Annotated in this window: 13 protein-coding genes and 1 pseudogene; 4 read left to right on the top strand and 10 right to left on the bottom strand. The window is 64.8% G+C overall.

Translation table 11 applies throughout. From position 1 onward, the window contains the following. The first annotated feature begins 5 nt into the window (after positions 1-5). Positions 6-1,379 carry a PleD family two-component system response regulator gene (locus J6525_RS26935; protein WP_168857442.1) on the top strand — a complete coding sequence of 458 codons (1,374 nt, stop codon included), beginning with the start codon at positions 6-8 and terminating at the stop codon, positions 1,377-1,379. A 104-nt stretch (positions 1,380-1,483) separates the two neighbouring features. Here the strand turns inward: J6525_RS26935 and J6525_RS26930 are convergent, their stop codons facing one another. Both J6525_RS26930 and J6525_RS26925 read right to left on the bottom strand, forming a co-directional pair. Continuing rightward, positions 1,484-2,689, bottom strand: a complete 1,206-nt coding sequence (locus J6525_RS26930; protein ID WP_225646926.1) for a serine hydrolase domain-containing protein — start codon at positions 2,687-2,689, stop codon at positions 1,484-1,486. 148 nt (positions 2,690-2,837) lie between these two features. After that, positions 2,838-3,440, bottom strand: a complete 603-nt coding sequence (locus tag J6525_RS26925; protein WP_225646925.1) for a TetR/AcrR family transcriptional regulator — start codon at positions 3,438-3,440, stop codon at positions 2,838-2,840. 133 nt (positions 3,441-3,573) lie between these two features. On the opposite strand from J6525_RS26925, the gene J6525_RS26920 reads away from it, so the two are divergent. The 3 genes from J6525_RS26920 to J6525_RS47005 all read left to right on the top strand — a co-directional run bounded on the left by J6525_RS26920 (position 3,574) and on the right by J6525_RS47005 (position 6,910). After that, complete coding sequence (locus J6525_RS26920; protein WP_225646924.1) at positions 3,574-4,806, top strand: MFS transporter; 1,233 nt, start codon at positions 3,574-3,576, stop codon at positions 4,804-4,806. 505 nt (positions 4,807-5,311) lie between these two features. After that, positions 5,312-6,709: an ammonium transporter gene (locus tag J6525_RS26915; RefSeq protein WP_283848647.1), complete on the top strand. Its 1,398-nt coding sequence runs from the start codon at positions 5,312-5,314 to the stop codon at positions 6,707-6,709. 72 nt (positions 6,710-6,781) lie between these two features. Beyond that, on the top strand, positions 6,782-6,910 hold the full coding sequence (locus tag J6525_RS47005; protein ID WP_256527872.1) for a hypothetical protein: 129 nt from the start codon (positions 6,782-6,784) through the stop codon (positions 6,908-6,910). Here J6525_RS47005 and J6525_RS26910 read toward each other — a convergent pair. The 8 genes and pseudogenes from J6525_RS26910 to J6525_RS26875 form a co-directional block, all read right to left on the bottom strand. Beyond that, on the bottom strand, positions 6,907-7,437 hold the full coding sequence (locus J6525_RS26910) for a hypothetical protein (RefSeq protein ID WP_076834482.1): 531 nt from the start codon (positions 7,435-7,437) through the stop codon (positions 6,907-6,909). The two genes, J6525_RS47005 and J6525_RS26910, sit on opposite strands and share 4 nt — an antisense overlap. Positions 7,438-7,546: 109 nt before the next feature. Further along, positions 7,547-7,714, bottom strand: coding sequence for a 50S ribosomal protein L33 (rpmG, locus tag J6525_RS26905; RefSeq protein WP_018271988.1), 168 nt, complete (start codon positions 7,712-7,714; stop codon positions 7,547-7,549). Positions 7,715-7,842: 128 nt separating this feature from the next. After that, positions 7,843-9,168 (bottom strand): LLM class flavin-dependent oxidoreductase, encoded by a 1,326-nt coding sequence (locus J6525_RS26900; RefSeq protein ID WP_225646923.1) that lies wholly within the window; start codon positions 9,166-9,168, stop codon positions 7,843-7,845. Between the two features lie 203 nt (positions 9,169-9,371). Next, positions 9,372-10,121, bottom strand: a complete 750-nt coding sequence (locus J6525_RS26895; protein WP_225646922.1) for an NUDIX hydrolase — start codon at positions 10,119-10,121, stop codon at positions 9,372-9,374. A 36-nt stretch (positions 10,122-10,157) separates the two neighbouring features. Beyond that, a complete protein-coding gene (locus J6525_RS26890; protein ID WP_018271985.1) occupies positions 10,158-10,595 on the bottom strand; it encodes a DUF983 domain-containing protein in 438 nt (145 codons plus the stop codon). Continuing rightward, positions 10,586-12,943, bottom strand: coding sequence for a ribonuclease R (gene rnr, locus J6525_RS26885; protein WP_225646921.1), 2,358 nt, complete (start codon positions 12,941-12,943; stop codon positions 10,586-10,588). The genes J6525_RS26890 and rnr overlap by 10 nt, the downstream gene beginning before the upstream one ends. Next, on the bottom strand, positions 12,944-15,712 hold the full coding sequence (topA, locus tag J6525_RS26880) for a type I DNA topoisomerase (RefSeq protein WP_225646920.1): 2,769 nt from the start codon (positions 15,710-15,712) through the stop codon (positions 12,944-12,946). A gap of 801 nt (positions 15,713-16,513) precedes the next feature. Further along, a pseudogene (locus J6525_RS26875) lies at positions 16,514-17,397 on the bottom strand (IS110 family RNA-guided transposase). Between the last annotated feature and the right edge of the window lie 74 nt (positions 17,398-17,471).

Genomic DNA, 17,471 nt, shown 5'->3' with positions numbered 1-17,471 from the left:
GTGCAATGTCCGCGCGTATCCTCGTGGTCGATGACGTTCCGGCGAACGTCAAGTTGTTGGAAGCCCGTCTGTCAGCGGAATATTTCGATGTGCTGACTGCCTCCAACGGGACCGAGGCACTGGAAATTTGCGCACGCGCCGAATGCGACATCATCCTGCTCGACGTCATGATGCCCGACATGGACGGCTTCGAGGTCTGCCGCCGGCTGAAGTCGAATCCGGCGACCCATTTCATTCCGGTCGTCATCGTCACCGCGCTCGACAGCCCGGCCGATCGCGTGCGCGGCCTTGAAGCCGGCGCCGATGACTTCCTGACCAAGCCGGTGTCCGACGTCGTGCTGATCGCGCGCGTGCGCTCGCTGACGCGGCTGAAGATGATGACCGATGAGCTGCGCATGCGCGCCATCACCTCGCTCGAGATCGGCATGCAGGCGCCCGAGCGCAGCGCGATCGCCGACAAGGGCACCGGCGGCCGCATTCTCCTCGTCGACGACCGGCCGTCGTCCTACGAGAAACTGGCGCCGATCCTCTCCGCCGAACACAACGTCGACGTCGAGATCAATCCGTCGGAAGCTTTGTTCCACGCCGCCGAGGGCAATTACGACTTGCTGATCGTGTCACTCAGCCTCGACAATTACGACGGTCTGCGGCTGTGCAGTCAGGCCCGCTCGCTGGAGCGCACGCGCCAGGTCCCGATCCTCGCCATCTCGGATGCCGACAACAACACGCGGCTCATGCGCGGGCTCGAGATCGGCGTCAACGACTACCTGCTGCGTCCGGTCGACAAGAACGAGCTCTTGGCGCGTGCGCGCACGCAGATCCGCCGCCGCCGCTACACCGATCATCTGCGCGACAATGTGCAGAACTCGATCGAGATGGCGATCACGGATGCGCTGACCGGTCTCAATAACCGACGCTACATGGAAAGCCACCTCGCGACGCTGGCGGAGCAGGCCTCGATCCGCGGCAAGCCGCTGGCGCTGATGATCCTCGACATCGACTACTTCAAGGCGATCAACGACACCTACGGCCACGATGCCGGCGACGACGTGCTGCGCGAATTCGCCGTCCGCATCCGCAAGTCGATCCGCGGCATTGATCTCGCCTGCCGCTATGGCGGCGAGGAGTTCGTCATCGTGATGCCCGAGACCGACCTGCATGTCGCCGGCATGGTCGCCGAGCGGCTGCGCCGCTCGATCGCGGGCGAGCCCTTCACCGTCGACAAGGGCGGCAAGCGGATCACCGTCACGATCTCGATCGGTCTCACCACGCTGGAGCGCAAGGGCGAGCAGGTCACCGATGTGCTCAAGCGCGCCGACACCGCGCTCTATCGCGCCAAGCACGACGGCCGCAACCGCGTGGTGTCTGCGGCAGCGTAGCGCGATCTCGTAGCCCGGATGCAGCGAAGCGCAATCCGGGGTATCGCGCCGCTTGCACCAGCTTCCCGGATTTCGCTGCGCTTCATCCGGGCTACGAAGTGCCCTTAGCGGCCGTGCTTCACCGCGTCGTAGGCCATCCGCTTGAACTCGAACGAGAACGGATGGACGAACGCCATCTGGCGCTGCGTCATCATGACTCCGGCGATGCCCGTTTTGGGCGAAATCCACCACTGCGTGCCTGCGACACCGCCCCAATAGAGTTCGCCGGCGGCGTCGGGATGATCGATCGGGGAGGGGTTGAGGATCAACCCGCCGGTAAGACCATAGGTCTTGCCGGGTTGCTCGCCCATCATCGCGAAGCGGATCCATTGGCCCGGCGTGAGCTGGTTGGTCATCGCCTGCGCGATCGTCTCCGGCTTCAGCAGCGTCGGCCCGCCGGGCAGCAGGCTGTGGATCAGCGCGACCATGTCATGCAGCGTCGAGACGAGGCCGCCGCCGCCATTGAAGCGCGGCACCGGGCGCAGATAGGCGCCAGGATAGGGCGCGTTGTCGGTGCGCGTCAGCCCGGGCTTCATCGGGTCCATCAGATCGGCGCCGGCGTAATAGGCGACGAGCCGGTTGTGATCCTTCTCCGGAACATGGAAGCCGGTGTCGACCATGCCGAGCGGATCGAGGATCCGCGCCTTGATGAACTTGTCGAACGGCTGGCCGCTCACCACCTCGACCAGCCGTGCGACCACGTCGATGGCAACGGAATATTCCCATGACGAGCCGGGATGGAACACCAGCGGCAGATCGGACAGACCGTCGACCATGTCAGCGAGCGTCGTCATCGGATTGAGGATCTTGCGCTCGTTGTAGGCCTTGAAAATCGGTGTGCCCGGATCGAACAGGCCGTAGCTGAGGCCGGCCGAGTGGCTCAGCAGATGGCGAATGGTGATCGACCGCTGCGCCGGCTCGGTGTCGTCGATCGACGTCGCGCCCGGCCGCAGCACCTTCCGGTTTCTGAGTTGCGGGATGAAGGTCTCGATCGGATCGTCGAGCCGAAAGCGGCCTTCCTCGACCAGCAGCAGCGCCGCGCAGGAGGTGATCAGCTTGGTGTTGGAGAAGACGCGGAAGATGTGATCGGTGCGCAGCGGAATCTGCGCTTCCTTGTCGGCCCATCCGACGCATCCCGTGTCAGCGATGTCGCGCCCGACCAGAACCGTCCAGGAGATGCCGGACAGGAGATCGTTGTCGATATAGCGCTGCATGGCCGCGCGCGCCGGCGCGAAATCATAGCCGGTGGCCGTCACCTTCAGATCTTCCATGGTCGTTCCCCTGTTGTGCCGCAAGTCTTCTAAGTAGCAGGTCTTCGCGCGGTCGCTGCCAATCTCGCCGGACGGAATATCCAGCCGGGAATGCCGTGGCCTGCGGTCGGTGTTAACAACCAAACCTGACTTCCGCACGCAACCGGATTTATCCGGCGCGTTTCTTGCCGGCGGGGGCGGGGCTGCCGACCTTGACGCCTGCATTTGCCAGCAACACGCGCGCGGCTTCCTTGGCCGCGCGCGCCATCGCCGGATCGTCGCGCACCAGATCCTGCGCGATCGAGCCATCGACCAGCAGCGTGAGCTGGGTCGCAAGTCCCTCGGCATCGGCGACGCCGAGCTGTCGCAGCAGATCGCGAAACCAGAGCCGGCGGCTTTCCTTGAAGGCGATTGCGATGTTCCTGAAGGTGCGATCCTCGTCCTCCGGCCCGAGCTCGGCCACCGCGTTCACGAACGGGCAGCCGCGAAAATCCTTCGCCGAGAAGCGCCGCTCCAGCGAATCGAAGGTTGCGAGAATCTGCTCGGCCGGCGGCTTGTCGGAGGGACGCGGCTGCACGAAGCGGCGTTGCAGATAGGCTTCGATCAGCGCGTCCTTCGACGGGAAGTGGTTGTAGAGCGTGCGCTTGCTGATGCCGATCTCGGCCGCGATGGTGTCGACGCCGATGGCGCGAATGCCTTGCAGGTAGAACAGTCTGTCGGCGGTCTCGAGGATCCGCTCCTTCATGGTCTGTTTGGGAGGCGGGGAAGCCATGCGCCAGCCATGATCCTCTTCGCTTGACAGTCGGCCCCCTGTATAGCCTAAGTATACAGGTCTGTGTAACCAAAACATGCATGAATCGCAGGCCATGGCACGCGTGCCGTGCCGTTATGGGAGAATAAGAACAATGCCCCTGTTGCAGGTCCTGCGTCCCACCCTTCCCATCCTGATCGGCGCCTCCATCATGCTCACGCTGAGCATGGGACTGCGGCAGAGCCTCGGCATCTTCATGCAGCCGCTGACGCACGACATCGGCATCTCGATATCCCACTTCACGCTGGCGCTCGCGGTGCAGAACCTCGCCTGGGGTTTTCTGCAGCCGGTCGCCGGCGCGATGACGGTGCGTTACGGCTTTCGCCCGATCATGGTGGTCGGCGCGCTGGCCTACATCGCGGGCCTCGTGCTGATGACGACGGCGCATGGGCTCGTTGCCATCATGATCGGCGCCGGTGTCCTGATCGGCCTTTCGCTCGCCTGCACCGCGAATGCGATCGCAATGTCGGTCTCGGCGCGCGCGGTGCCGGAGACGGTACGCTCGACAGTGCTCGGCATGGTCTCCGCCGCGGGCTCGCTCGGCGCGCTGCTGTCGGCGCCGATCGGCCAGATGCTCAATGAGGGTTTCGGTTGGCGCGTCGGACTTGCCGGTTTTGTCATTCTCTCGATCTTCATGATCCCGGCGGCGTTGTACGCCGGCCGCGTCGACAAGATTCCGTTGCCGAAGCCCGCTGGCGACGACATCGGCAACGCCACCGCGGCGACGGCGGCGAAGACCGCGTTCGGCAACGCAGCCTTCGTGGTGATGACCTGCGCCTACATGGTCTGCGGCATGCAGCTCGTCTTCCTCACCACGCATCTGCCGTCGTATCTCGCGATCTGCGGGCTCGATCCGATGCTGAGCGCGCAGACGCTCGGCATGATTGGCGGCTTCAATGTGCTGGGCTCGCTGTTCTTCGGCTGGGCCGGCCAGCGCTGGAACAAGCTGGCGCTGCTCGGCGCGATCTACATCCTGCGCTCGCTGGCGCTCGCCTGGTACTTCATGCTGCCGGCAACGCCCGGCTCGACGCTGCTGTTCGGCGCGATCATGGGCTTCCTCTGGATGGGCGTCGGTCCGCTGGTCGCGGGCGCGGTGGCCGAGATGTTCGGCTTGCGCTGGCAGGCGATGATCCAGGGCCTCGCCTTCATGAGCCACCAGGTCGGCAGCTTCCTCGGCGCTTACGGAGGAGGGCTGATCTACGACTCGCTCGGCTCCTACACCATGGCCTGGCGCATCGGCGTCGCGCTGGGCCTTGCCGGCGGCATCATCCAGTTCGCCTTCGCGTTGATCAGGCCGGCGCAACCACCACTGCTCAAGGCCGCTTAGCTTTCAGAATTCCTGCGAAGCTGGCGGCTGCTCCTTGCGAGGGCAGTCGCCAGATGCTGCCTAGTTTTTGACCGGACACTTGCCGCAAGAGCGTGCAATGGAGCGCGATGCGGTTCCGGCCGCGGATCGAAGCGATAGCGTTTTCAAAGTGTTACGCGGCGCGCAGTGGTGGCACGAATCTTGTTTCAATTTGGCTAGAAATCGTGCCGGAAACCCTCGCTGAGGGTTCCGGCCTGGGGACTTTGGGAAGGGCTGGCCGCGATGGGGCTAGTCGCCGTCATTCTCCAGCCATCCGCGCACCACGGCCTTTGCCGCGCCGCCGAGCAGGAGGCCCTTGTGCCCTGCGTCGGGCCTGATGCCGCTGCGACTTCGCTGCATCCCGCCACCCGCACCGCGGCACTTCGAGACATCCCGATAGCCGGACGCGCGCTGTCCTTCGGCGCTCACGCTGCGAACGCGCCGCGCCCATTCCGAACGCCAGCATTTCTCTTGTGATGGGAGGTCGATGATGGAGTCTGCGACACACACGCGCCAGAAGCTCGTGAGAATCGTGGTTGCCTTGTTGGGCGTGGCGTTCCTTTGCCTGCTGTTCAGCGAGCTCGCGCTGGCCGAGGATGCGGCGGCGCCGCCTGCCTGTGGCGGCAAGATTCTCGAGAAGTGCACGCCGAATTCCGGCGACACCGCCTGGATGCTCACGTCAGTCGCGCTCGTCCTGATGATGACGATCCCGGGGCTCGGCCTGTTCTATGGCGGCATGGTGCGCAAGAAGAATGTCGGCGATACCGTGATGACCAGCTTCGCGGTCACCTGCCTGGTCACGATCCTGTTTGCCGTCCTCACCTACAGTCTGGCGTTTCGTGCCGGCACGCCGTTCATCGGCGGACTCGATCGCCTGTTCCTCAAGGACATCCTGAGCGACATCGGCAAGGGTGGCATCGGCAATCCCAATCCGCTCGCTGCGACGATCCCCGAGTCCGTTTACATCTGCTTCCAGATGACGTTCGCCATCATCACGCCGGCGCTGATCGCCGGCGCTTTTGCCGAGCGGATGAAGTTCTCCGCGATGCTCTGGTTCATCGGGCTGTGGGCGATCTTCGTCTATGCGCCGATCGCGCACTGGGTCTGGGGCCCTGACGGGATCTTCTCGGCGGGTAACGACGCTGCGTATGTCAAGGTTCTCGATTTCGCCGGCGGCACCGTTGTGCACATCAATGCCGGCGTGGCCGGCCTGATGTGCGCGATCATGCTCGGAAAGCGTAGCGAGACCGGACCGGCGCACAACATGGTGCTGACCTTCATCGGCGCCTCGCTGCTGTGGGTCGGCTGGTTCGGCTTCAATGCCGGCTCCGCCGTCACGGCCGGAATGCAGGCGGGCATGGCCATGCTGGTGACCCAGATCGCAACGGCTGTGGCAGGCTTCACCTGGATGCTGGTGGAATGGGCGTTGAAGGGCAAGCCGACCGTGGTCGGCATCTGCTCGGGTGCCGTGGCGGGCCTCGTCGCGATCACGCCGGCCTCCGGCTTCGTCGGGCCGGTCGGCGCTTTCGCGATCGGCATCGCCGCCGGCGTCTGCTGCTACTGGGGATGCACCGGCTTGAAGCGCATGTTCAGCTACGATGATGCGCTGGACTGCTTCGGTGTCCATGCCCTTGGCGGCATCGTCGGGGCGCTGCTGACCGGGGTGTTCGCGGTCGAGCAGTATGGCGGAACGGCAGGTGTTCTGGAAGGAAATCCCGGGCAGTTCCTCAATCAATGCATCGGCGTTGCGACGGTTTTCGTGTATGATGCTGTGGTGAGCCTGATCATCCTGTTCGTGATCAATCTCTTCGTCGGGCTTCGCGTGACGCGGGACATCGAGCGCGAAGGGTTGGATTTGGCACTGCACGGCGAGGTCGTGCAGTAGACTTTGGCGGCATTCCGCGCAGCTGGCGATCTTCGCCCGCTGGCGCGGATTTAAGCTGTTCGAGGTGATCCGATGAACTGGTTCTATTGGAACACAGCGTGGTCGCTGTTCTTCAGCCTCATTTGGTTCATGACGATCACACACAATCCGGATGCAGAGATCGCAGACGCGCATCTGCGTGACGAGGCGTTCAAGGGTTAGCTCCGGTAGTAACGCCACATCCTGAGGAACGTCCGGTGGATCTCGTCGGGCGTCCGGTCGAATGGCTCCAAATTGACGCGAACTACGCCACGATGGTCCATGCGCCACGGCAGGCGCATCAACAGCCGGTAGGCCGGCCGCTTGCGCCAATCGGCCACCAGCGCGCTGCCGAGCGGTCCGTTAAGCGCGATCTGCAACTCGTGAACCGTCATCGCGCGCTCAGCGATCTCGACGAGGTCGATGCGCGTGATGGCGCGCCAGCGGATCAGCCCGAAGGCCTGGATGAAGATGCCGTACTGGTTGGCCCCGATCGTCGGACGACCAGCCTCCAGCAGGGGGATGTTGTAATAGGTGAAGCCGCCCGCTGCCGCTGCCGGCGCCAGCCAATAGATCGCGCCCGTGATCCAGGTCGCGGTCAGGAAGATCGCGGCGAGGGCTGCCGTGACATAGACCGGAAAGTAGATGTCCTCGCGGCCGTAAGCGACCGAGTAGCCGCCGACGTTTCCCTCGTCCAAGGTTGCGATCATCTGAGCCCTGCGCCCGGGACTGCTCCGGGAATCATGAGGGATGACGCAAGCCTAGAAAGCAAAAACGGGGCCGCGAGGGCCCCGTTTGAAACGTCGGAAGCAGCCGATCTTACTTGATCTTGGCTTCCTTGAACTCGACGTGCTTGCGCGCGACCGGGTCGTACTTCTTCTTGACCAGCTTGTCGGTCATGGTGCGCGAATTCTTCTTGGCAACGTAATAGAAGCCGGTGTCGGCCGTCGACACGAGCTTGACCTTGATGGTGACCGCCTTGGCCATGTGCAAAACCTCGAAAATCGGGGGAATTCGGGAGCCGGCCAAATCGGCCCGCGTTTGGCCGGGAAACTAGCCAGAAACAGCCCAAAGTCAAGGATTTCTGAGCCAAGATCACCCCGATTCCGGGCCTATTACCCCTCGAAGAACTGATTTTTCGGCCGCGGCAGGCCCAAATTCTCGCGCAAGGTCCGCCCCTCATACTCTGTGCGGAAAATCCCGCGCTTTTGCAGTTCCGGCACCACCTTATCGACGAACTCGAACAGGCCCTGCGGCAGATAGGGGAACATGATGTTGAAGCCGTCGCTGCCCCGGCCGGTCAACCATTCCTCCATCTGGTCGGCGATGGTCTGCGGCGTGCCGACGAAGGCGAGCCCGCCATAGCCGCCGACGCGCTGCGCGAGCTGACGCACGGTGAGCTTGTCGCGCGCCGCGACATCGACAAGGCGCTGCCGGCTGCTCTTGCTGGCATTGGTTTCGGGGATCGGCGGCAACTGTCCGTCAGGATCAAAGCCGGACGCATCGGTGCCGAGGATCACCGACAGTGAGGCGATCGCGCTGTCGTAATGCACGCGGCTGTCGAGCAGTGCGCGCTTCTCCTTGGCTTCCTCAACGCTGTCGCCGACGACGACGAAGGCGCCGGGCAGGATCTTCAGATGTTCGGGATCGCGGCCGATCTTCTCCATGCGGCCCTTGATGTCGGCATAGAGCTTCTGTCCGTCGGCCAGGCTGCCGCCGCCGGTGAACACGGCTTCCGCGGTCTCGGCCGCAAGCTGCCTGCCGTCATCGGAAGCGCCGGCCTGCACGATGACAGGCCAGCCCTGCACGGGGCGGGCGATGTTCAGCGGCCCACGGACCGAGAGATATTTGCCCTTGTGATTGAGCACATGCATCTTGTCGGGATCGACGAACAGCCCGGACTCGACATCGCGCACGAACGCATCGTCGGCGAAGGAATCCCACAGGCCGGTGACGACGTCGTAGAACTCGCGGGCGCGCCTGTAGCGCTCGGCGTGCTCCATGTGATCGTCGAGGCCGAAATTCAGCGCCGCGTCCGGATTGGATGTGGTGACGATATTCCAGCCGGCGCGGCCGCCCGAGATGTGGTCGAGCGAGGCGAAGCGCCGCGCGACGTGATAGGGCTCGTCGAAGGTGGTCGAACCGGTCGCGATCAGGCCGATATTCTCCGTCACGGCGGCGAGTGCCGACAGCAGGGTGAACGGCTCGAACGAGGTCACGGTGTGGCTGCGCTTCAGCGCGTTGATCGGCATGTTCAGCACGGCCAGATGGTCGGCCATGAAGAAGGCGTCGAACCTGCCGGCCTCGAGCTTGCGGATCAGCGTCTTGATGTGGTCGAAGTTGAAATTGGCGTCGGGCCAGGCCCCGGGATAGCGCCAGGCACCGGTGTGAATGCTGATCGGCCGCATGAACGCGCCGAGCTTGAGTTGACGCTTCGCCATTGCCCGTTCCGTCCTTGATGTCGTTAGCGGAACAGATAGGGAGGCGTTTCGCGGCGCGCCATCGGGAAGATTATTTTGTTTTTGGCAGCTCTCTCGACAGTGTCATTCCGGGGCATCGCGCAGCGATGAACCGGAATCTCGCGCCGCAATCTCGGGATTCCGGGTTCGATGCTGCGCATCGCCTCGGAATGACGAGGATCATACTACGCCCCCAGCACGTCCTTCTGCATCTTGCCGCCGTAGAAATGGAAGAACGGCACCGGCGCGTCGTGGCGGAGCGGTCCGGTGGCGAGACGGCGGTCGAGCTCGGCGAGCACGTTCTTGGTCATGGCATGCGCGTCGGCGAGCGGCTCGGAGCCGATCTCGACCCAGACCAGCTCGACCAGCTCGGCATCGGCATGCACCACGCCCTCGACACGATGCGCGATGGTCGAGGCGTCGGCAGTGAAGAAGCGCGTGTCGAAGCGGCGGACGCGGCCGGGCGGGGTGATCGCGCGCGCGATCAGGAACAGGCCGGACGGATCAGGCAACAGACCTGCATCGGCGAACGGCGCCCAGGGCCCGTCGAGCTTGTGCCGCTTCTCGACCTTGCGGCCGAGGCAGAGCCCGGTCTCTTCGCAGGCCTCGCGGATCGCGGCGTTGGCAAGCGCACGCGCGCGGCCGGGCGTGATCTTCGGGCTGCCCTTCAACAGATTGGCTTCGAGCTCCGGCGTGATCGGCGCTGCGACCGGCACGCGATTGTCGGCCTTGTCGACGCGGCCGCCGGGGAAAACGAATTTGCCGGGCATGAACACGACCTTGTCGTGACGCTTGCCGACCAGCACCTTCGGCTTGGCGCCGGAGCGATCGATCAGGATCAGCGTCGCCGCATCCTTCGGCCGGAAATACGCATGATGGTCGGCTTCTTTTTCGCCCTGGTGGACGACAGCGGCGGGCGCGGCAGCTTCAGTCATTTCATCCCTTTCATTTCTTCTTGCGGCCCGGTTTAGCTAGACCGGCGGGATGTCGCTAGGGGGATTCTCGTCAAAGCCATGCATGCGCAGGGCCCATTGCAAGCCGATCACGGCTCCCTTCACCGGCTGCAACAGCGCCAGCGATGCGAACAGCGTGAACGGCAGATAGATCGCAAGTTGCAGCCACACCGGCGGCGAATAATTGGTCTCGATCCACAGCGCCATCGGTACCACGATATGGCCGACGATAACGATGACGAGATAGGCAGGCAGATCGTCCGCGCGATGCGGCGTGAAGTCGAGGTCGCAGACCGGGCAATGGCCGTCGCATTTGAGAAACTTGCGGAACAGTCTGCCTTTTCCGCAGCGCGGACAGCGGCAGCGGAACCCGCGCTTCATCGCGCTCCACACGTCGCGCTTCTCGGGCTCGGCCGCCTCGCGAGTCCAGACCACTGTCGGTGGTGTCACTTCCATGACTTGCCTCGCTTCGATTTGCCGGACTTCTGCTGCGCCGGCTTGCGATCCTTCTTGCGCGATTTCCGCTCCTTGTGCGCCTTCTTGCCTGATCGTTTTGGTCCCTTGTCAAATCCGGCGGCACGGCGCTCGGCCCTTACGCTGTCGCGTTTTCTGCCGCGCGGAATTGCCTGACCATCGGATAATAACTCAAATCGCAGCGCGCCGGCTATCGGCGCGGCTTCCACCAGACGCACATCGACGACGTCGCCGAGCCGATACATGGTGCCGCTGCGCGTGCCGATCAGCGCGTGGCGGGTTTCGTCGTAGTTGAAATATTCGCTGCCGACGGTGCGGATCGGGATCAGACCGTCGGCGCCGGTGTCGTCGAGCTTCACGAACAGGCCGGATCGCGTCACGCCGGAAATGCGGCCCTGAAACGAGGCGCCGACCTTATCGGCAAGGAAATGTGCGATCAGCCGGTCGGTGGTCTCGCGCTCCGCCTTCATCGCGCGGCGCTCGGTGACGGAAATCTGCGCGGCGATCTCGGCGAGCGTCTCCACGGTTTCATCGGTCGGCAAGGCGCCTTCGCCAAGCCCGAGCGCGCGGATCAGCGCGCGATGCACGATCAGATCGGCATAGCGACGGATCGGCGAGGTGAAGTGCGCGTAGCGGCGCAGGTTCAAGCCGAAATGGCCGTAGTTCTCGGCGGAGTATTCGGCCTGCGCCTGCGAACGCAGCACCACCTCGTTGACCAGCGGTTCGTAGTCCTCGCCCGCAACCTGCGCCAGCACGCGGTTGAATTGCGTGGGACGCAGCGCGCCCTGCTTGGTGAAGGGCAGGTCGAGCGTCTTGAGGAATTCCTGCAGGTTGTGCACCTTCTCCTGACTCGGCTCGTCGTGCACGCGGTAGATCAGCGGCAGCGCCTTCTTCTCCAGCATCTCGGCCGCGGCGACGTTGGCGAGGATCATGAACTCCTCGATCAGCCGGTGCGCGTCGAGCCGCTGCGGCACGATCACGCGATCGACGGTGCCATCCGGCTTCAGCAGGATCTTGCGCTCGGGCAGATCGAGATCGAGCGGATCACGCTCGTTGCGTGCAAGCTTGACGAGCTCATAGGCCGACCACAGCGGTTTGAGGATCGGATCGAGGATGGGGCCCGTCGTGTCATCGGGCCTGCCGTCGATCGCGGCCTGCGCCTGCGCGTAATGGAGCTTTGCGGCCGAACGCATCAGCACGCGGTGGAAGGTATGCGAGCGCTTGCGGCCGTCGGCGCCGATCACCATGCGCACCGCGAGCGCGCCGCGCGGCTCGCCCGGCACCAGCGAGCAGAGATCGTTGGAGATACGCTCGGGCAGCATCGGCACGACGCGATCAGGGAAATACACCGAGTTGCCGCGCTGCAGGGCGTCGCGGTCAAGCGCCGAGCCGGGCCGCACATAGTAGGCGACGTCGGCGATCGCGACATGGACGATGAAGCCGCCCTTGTTGTTGGGATCGGGATCGACTTCCGCATGCACCGCGTCGTCGTGATCCTTGGCATCCGGCGGATCGATGGTGACGAGCGGCACGTCACGCCAGTCCTCGCGGCCCTGCAAGGTTGCGGGCTTGGCGTCTTCAGCCTCGCGCAGCGCGGATGACGAGAACACCTGCGGGATATCGTGGGTGTTGATCGCGATCAGGCTGATCGCCTTTTCACTGGCAATCGAGCCGAGCCGCTCCTTGACGCGGGCGGAGGCCAGCCCATAGCCGCGGGTGCGGATCAGGTCGACGCTGATGAGATCGCCGTCCTCGGCGCCGCCGCTGTCGGCCTTGGCGATGTTGAGCTCGCGGCCGGCCTGCTTCTTGTCGACCGGGATCAGGCGCCCGCCGCCATCGGGATTGCGGCGGAAGATGCCGAGGATCCGCGTGCGCCCGTGATCGATCACCTTGATGACGCGGCCGCGATAGGGCGTGCCGTCTTGCTCGTCCGTGACTTCGACGCGCAGCAGTGCGCGGTCGCCGACGCCGGCGGTGGTGCCGGGCTTCGGCCGCCGCGGCGTCTCGATACGGATTTTCGGGGCGGTGCCGTTCTCGTCCGAGTCCCACTCGGCGGGCGTGGCGATCAGCTCGCCGTCGCTGTCGCGGCCGGTGATGTCGGCGAGCAGGGTCGGCGGCAGCGCCGCCGGCTCGTGGATCTTGCGGCCGCGCTTGGCAATCGTGCCGTCGTCAGCGAGCTCGCGGAGGATCCGCTTCAGCTCGACGCGGTCGGCGTTCTTCAGGCCGAACTCGCGCGCGATCTCGCGGGTGCCGACCTTGCCTGGATTGGCGCGGATGAAGGCGACGATGGCATCCCGGCCCGGAAAGCCATGGTCGGGTTTTCGTTTCACTTATCCTCGTGCCTTGCCGGCGCTTTTCTTCGCGGGCGCTTTCGCTGGTGCCGATGATTTCGCAGGCGACGTCTTGGCACCGGAGGCGACCGGCGCGCGCGCCTTGCTGGTCGCATCCGTCTTCGGCTTCGCCGCGGCTTTCTTCGACGCAGCCTTCTTGGCGGGCTTGGCGTCGGCGTCGCCATCTTCAGCCTTTGCTGCCTTGGCCTTCGTGGCCTTGGCAGGCTTTTCCGCCTTCGCCTTCTTGGCCTTCTTGCCGCCGCCCTTGGCCGCGCGCTCGTCGATCAGCGCGATTGCCTCCGCGAGCGTGATCTGGTCGGGCGTGCGGTCGCTCGGGATCGTCGCGTTGACGCCGCCGGCCGCGACATAGGCACCGTAGCGGCCGTTCTTCAGCGCGACCGCGCCGAGCGTCGGATGATCGCCGAGCGGCTTGCCGGGGTCGGCGCCGAAGCGGCGGCCGCTCGGGCCCTTGGCAATCTTCTCCGCGATCAGCGTGACGGCGCGGTTCAACCCGATGTCGAACACCTCGTCGCCGGCCTCGAGGCTGGCATAGGTCTTCTCGTGCTTGACGAACGGCCCGAACCGGCCGAGGCCGGCGGTGATCGGCTGCCCGGTTTCCGGATGCTTGCCGATCTCGCGCGGCAGCGACAACAGCTTCAGCGCCAGTTCGAGATCGACATCGGCCGGCGAGGTGCCTTTCGGAATGCCCGCGCGCTTCGGCTTCTCGCCTTCGGCGTAATCCTTCTGCTCGCCGAGCTGGATGTAGGGACCGAAGCGGCCGGCCTTCACCGTGACATCGAAGCCGGTGTCGGGATCGGTGCCGAGCACGCGGTCGGCGCTTTCGGCGCTGTCGGCCGCGAGCGGCCTTGTGTAGCGGCATTCCGGATAATTCGAGCAGCCGACGAAGGCGCCGAACTTGCCGGCCTTGAGGTTGAGCCGGCCGGTGCCGCAGGTCGGGCATTGCCTGACATCGCCGCCGTCCGCGCGCGGCGGATAGATGTGCGGGCCGAGCATCTCGTCGAGCGCGTCGAGTACCTCGGCGACGCGCAGGTCCTTGATGTCGTTGACCGCGCCGATGAAGCCGCGCCAAAAGTCCTGCAACACCTGCTGCCAGGCGATCTCATTGTTGGAGATGCGGTCGAGCTGCTCCTCGAGATCGGCGGTGAAGTCGTATTCGACGTAGCGCGAGAAGAAGTTCTCCAGGAACGCGACCACGACGCGGCCCTTGTCTTCGCCGTGCAGCCGCTTCTTCTCGAGCTTGACGTAGCCGCGGTCCTTCAGGACCTGCAGGATCGAGGCGTAGGTCGAGGGGCGGCCGATGCCGAGCTCCTCCATCCGCTTCACCAATGATGCTTCCGAGAAGCGCGGCGGCGGCTCGGTGAAATGCTGGGTGACGGCAAGGCTCTGGCGCTTCACGGCCTCGCCCTCGCTCATCGCGGGCAGGCGGCGCGAATCCTCGTCCTCCTCGTCGTCGCGGCTTTCCTGATAGAGCGCAAGGAAACCATCGAACTTGATGACCTGGCCGGAGGCGCGCAATTCCAGCACGCGGGAGCCGGCCTTGGCCTCGATGTCGACGGTGGTGCGCTCGAGTTCGGCCGACTCCATCTGGCTCGCAATGGTGCGCTTCCAGATCAATTCATAAAGCCGCGCCTGATCGGCATCGAGTCTTCGGCCGATGGTCGCCGGGCGACGCGACAGATCGGTCGGGCGGATCGCTTCGTGGGCTTCCTGCGCGTTCTTGGCCTTGGCCTGGTACTGGCGCGGGGCGTCCGGCACGTAGGCGTTGCCATAGTCCTCGCCGATCACCTTGCGCGCCTGCGTGATCGCTTCGGGCGCGATCTGCACGCCGTCGGTTCGCATATAGGTGATGAGGCCGGTGGTCTCGCCGCCGATGTCGATGCCCTCATAGAGCCGCTGCGCGATGCGCATGGTGTGCGCCGGCGCGAAGCCGAGCTTGCGGCTCGCTTCCTGCTGCAGGGTCGAGGTGGTGAAGGGCGCCTGCGGATTGCGCCGCGCCGGCTTGGCCTCGACGGTCGCGACCTTGAACAGCGCGGCCTCGATCGCCTTCTTGAAATCCTCGGCTTCCGCGCCGGAGCCGATGTCGAGCCGTGCGATCTTCTTGCCGTCGGCGCCGACCAGCCGCGCCTCGAAGGCATCGCCGCGCGGCGTCAGCAGCGTCGCGACCAGCGACCAGTACTCCTTCGGCACGAACTTCTCGATCTCGAGCTCGCGGTCGCAGACCAGCCGCAGCGCGACCGACTGCACGCGGCCGGCGGAGCGGGCGCCGGGTAGCTTGCGCCACAGCACCGGGGAGAGGGTGAAGCCGACCAGATAGTCCAGCGCACGACGCGCCATATAGGCGTCGACCAGCGCGCCATCGATCTGGCGCGGCGCCTTCATCGCCTCGGAGACGGCCTGCTTGGTGATGGCGTTGAACACCACGCGCTCGACCTTCTGGTCCTTCAGCGCGCGCTTCTCCTTCATCACCTCCAGCACGTGCCAGGAGATCGCCTCGCCCTCGCGATCAGGGTCGGTTGCGAGGATCAGACGGTCGGCCCCCTTGAGCGCCTTGGCGATGTCGTTGAGCCGGCTCGCGGCCTTGGCATCGACCTCCCAGATCATCTGGAAATTGGCGTCGGGATCGACGGAACCATTCTTGGCCGGGAGGTCGCGAACATGGCCGAACGACGCCAGGACCTCGTAGGAGGACCCCAGATATTTGTTGATCGTCTTGGCCTTGGCCGGCGACTCCACAATGACGATATTCATGTCATTCCAATAGCTTACGGGAAAACTTGAAGACGGATTCCGCTAGACTCGCGGCCCGCCGTGTCGGGGCGAACATGGGTGCTGGGGCGGTCCCTGTCAAATCGCCAGATATTGAAGGGAGGCGCCAAGCTGTGGAGTTTCTATCCCAGGGGTTGCAAAATGCGTCCTAGAGTTGCGGCCGGAAAGGGCTTATCTCTTTATATATAGCGTAGGAATCGGATTAGGCCTTTTTGGCAGCACAGGGGGCGGCCGGAAGCGCAAGGCGTCCGGCGGGCGGCGACCGGCCGGCGACGAGACGACTGGGGAGGGCGGCCCGGACGACGCCCTGGTCCTGATCGCAGCGGCGGCGACCGAACTCGCCAAACTCGCCCAGCGCCACAAATTCGAAGTCCTCGAGCGCCTATTCGCGATGGCCCGTCTGGAGGCCGACGAGCAGTTGCGTTCGCGGAGCCGGCGGAAGTTGTCGTGAGGGGCGTCGCGGGATGGAGGGGCGCCTATGAGCGGGGCTCTCTCCATTCGTCGTCCTGGCGAAAGCCAGGACTCATATGTGGACGGCCCCCGTGGCACAAGAGCTGTTTGGTGAGATCGGATCGCTTGCATCCATATGTCCGGCCTGTTGGGTGCGATCGAATGGATCGCTGGCCAAGATGGTTTGCGCGATGCGAGTTCCAAACAACCACGCGGCCTGTTGGCGGCCGATGGGTCCTGCGGACTGTCTCGCATCGTTGCTCGATCGATCGCTCCATCTGCTCCTGCAGCTCCGGGTCGGCTGACGAGCGAGCCCGCCGGCCGGCCAATCGATTAGGCCGCGGCTGTCATGGGCTTGATCCGTGCCGCCTCGTAACTCTCGCCCGTCGCCATCAACTTCCAGGCGATACGGGCCACTTTGTTGGCGAGCGCCACGGCCGCAAGCTTCGGCGGCTTGCGCTTGATCAGGGCCAGCAGCCAGCGCGAGTGATGACCGCGTCCCCGCCTGGCCTGCTGGATCACCGCTGTGGCCCCGACCACCAGCAGACGGCGCAAGTTCTCATCGCCAGCCCGCGTGATCTTGCCAAGCCTGGTCCTGCCGGCGGTGGAGTGGTCCTTGGGTGTCAATCCAGCCAGGCCGCAAAATGACGACCAGAACGGAACGCGTGCGGATCAGGTGTCTTCATCACCAGCGCGGTTGCAACGATCGGACCGACCGAGGGGATCTCAGCCAGGCGCCGGCCCGTGGCATCGCCGCGGTGCCAGGCCATCAGCTTGGCCTCAACCGCCTCCAACTCACCCTCGAGCCTGGCGCGCTCCCGGCCCAGCACCACAAACAGCTCGCGCGCCAGAACCGGAAGCGTCTCGTCCTGCGCAATCCGCGCCAGCAGTGGCTCGATCGCGTCCAGTCCCTTGGGTGCGATCAGGCCATACTCCGCCGCATGGCCGCGTATCGTATTGGTCAGCTGGGTGCGCCGGACGATCAATCCGTCGCGGACACCCATCAGCATCAGCGCAGCCTGCTGCTCGGCCGTCTTCACCGGCACGAAGCGCATGCTCGGCCGGCTCATCGCTTCACACAGGCCTTCTGCATCCCGCCCGTCATTCTTGTTCCGCATCACGTAGGGTTTAACCAATTGCGGTGCCATCAGCTTCACCTCGTGACCGAGCTTGGAAAGCTGACGCGCCCAATGTTGCGAAGCCCCGCAGGCCTCCATCCCGATCACGGTCGGCGGCAATTTGGCGAAGAACTCCAGCACTTGTTTGCGCGACAGCTTCTTGCGCAGCACCA

It is taken from the genome of Bradyrhizobium australafricanum (assembly GCF_020329495.1).
Classification (GTDB): domain Bacteria; phylum Pseudomonadota; class Alphaproteobacteria; order Rhizobiales; family Xanthobacteraceae; genus Bradyrhizobium; species Bradyrhizobium australafricanum.
This window is presented reverse-complemented; position numbering and strand designations above follow the sequence as displayed.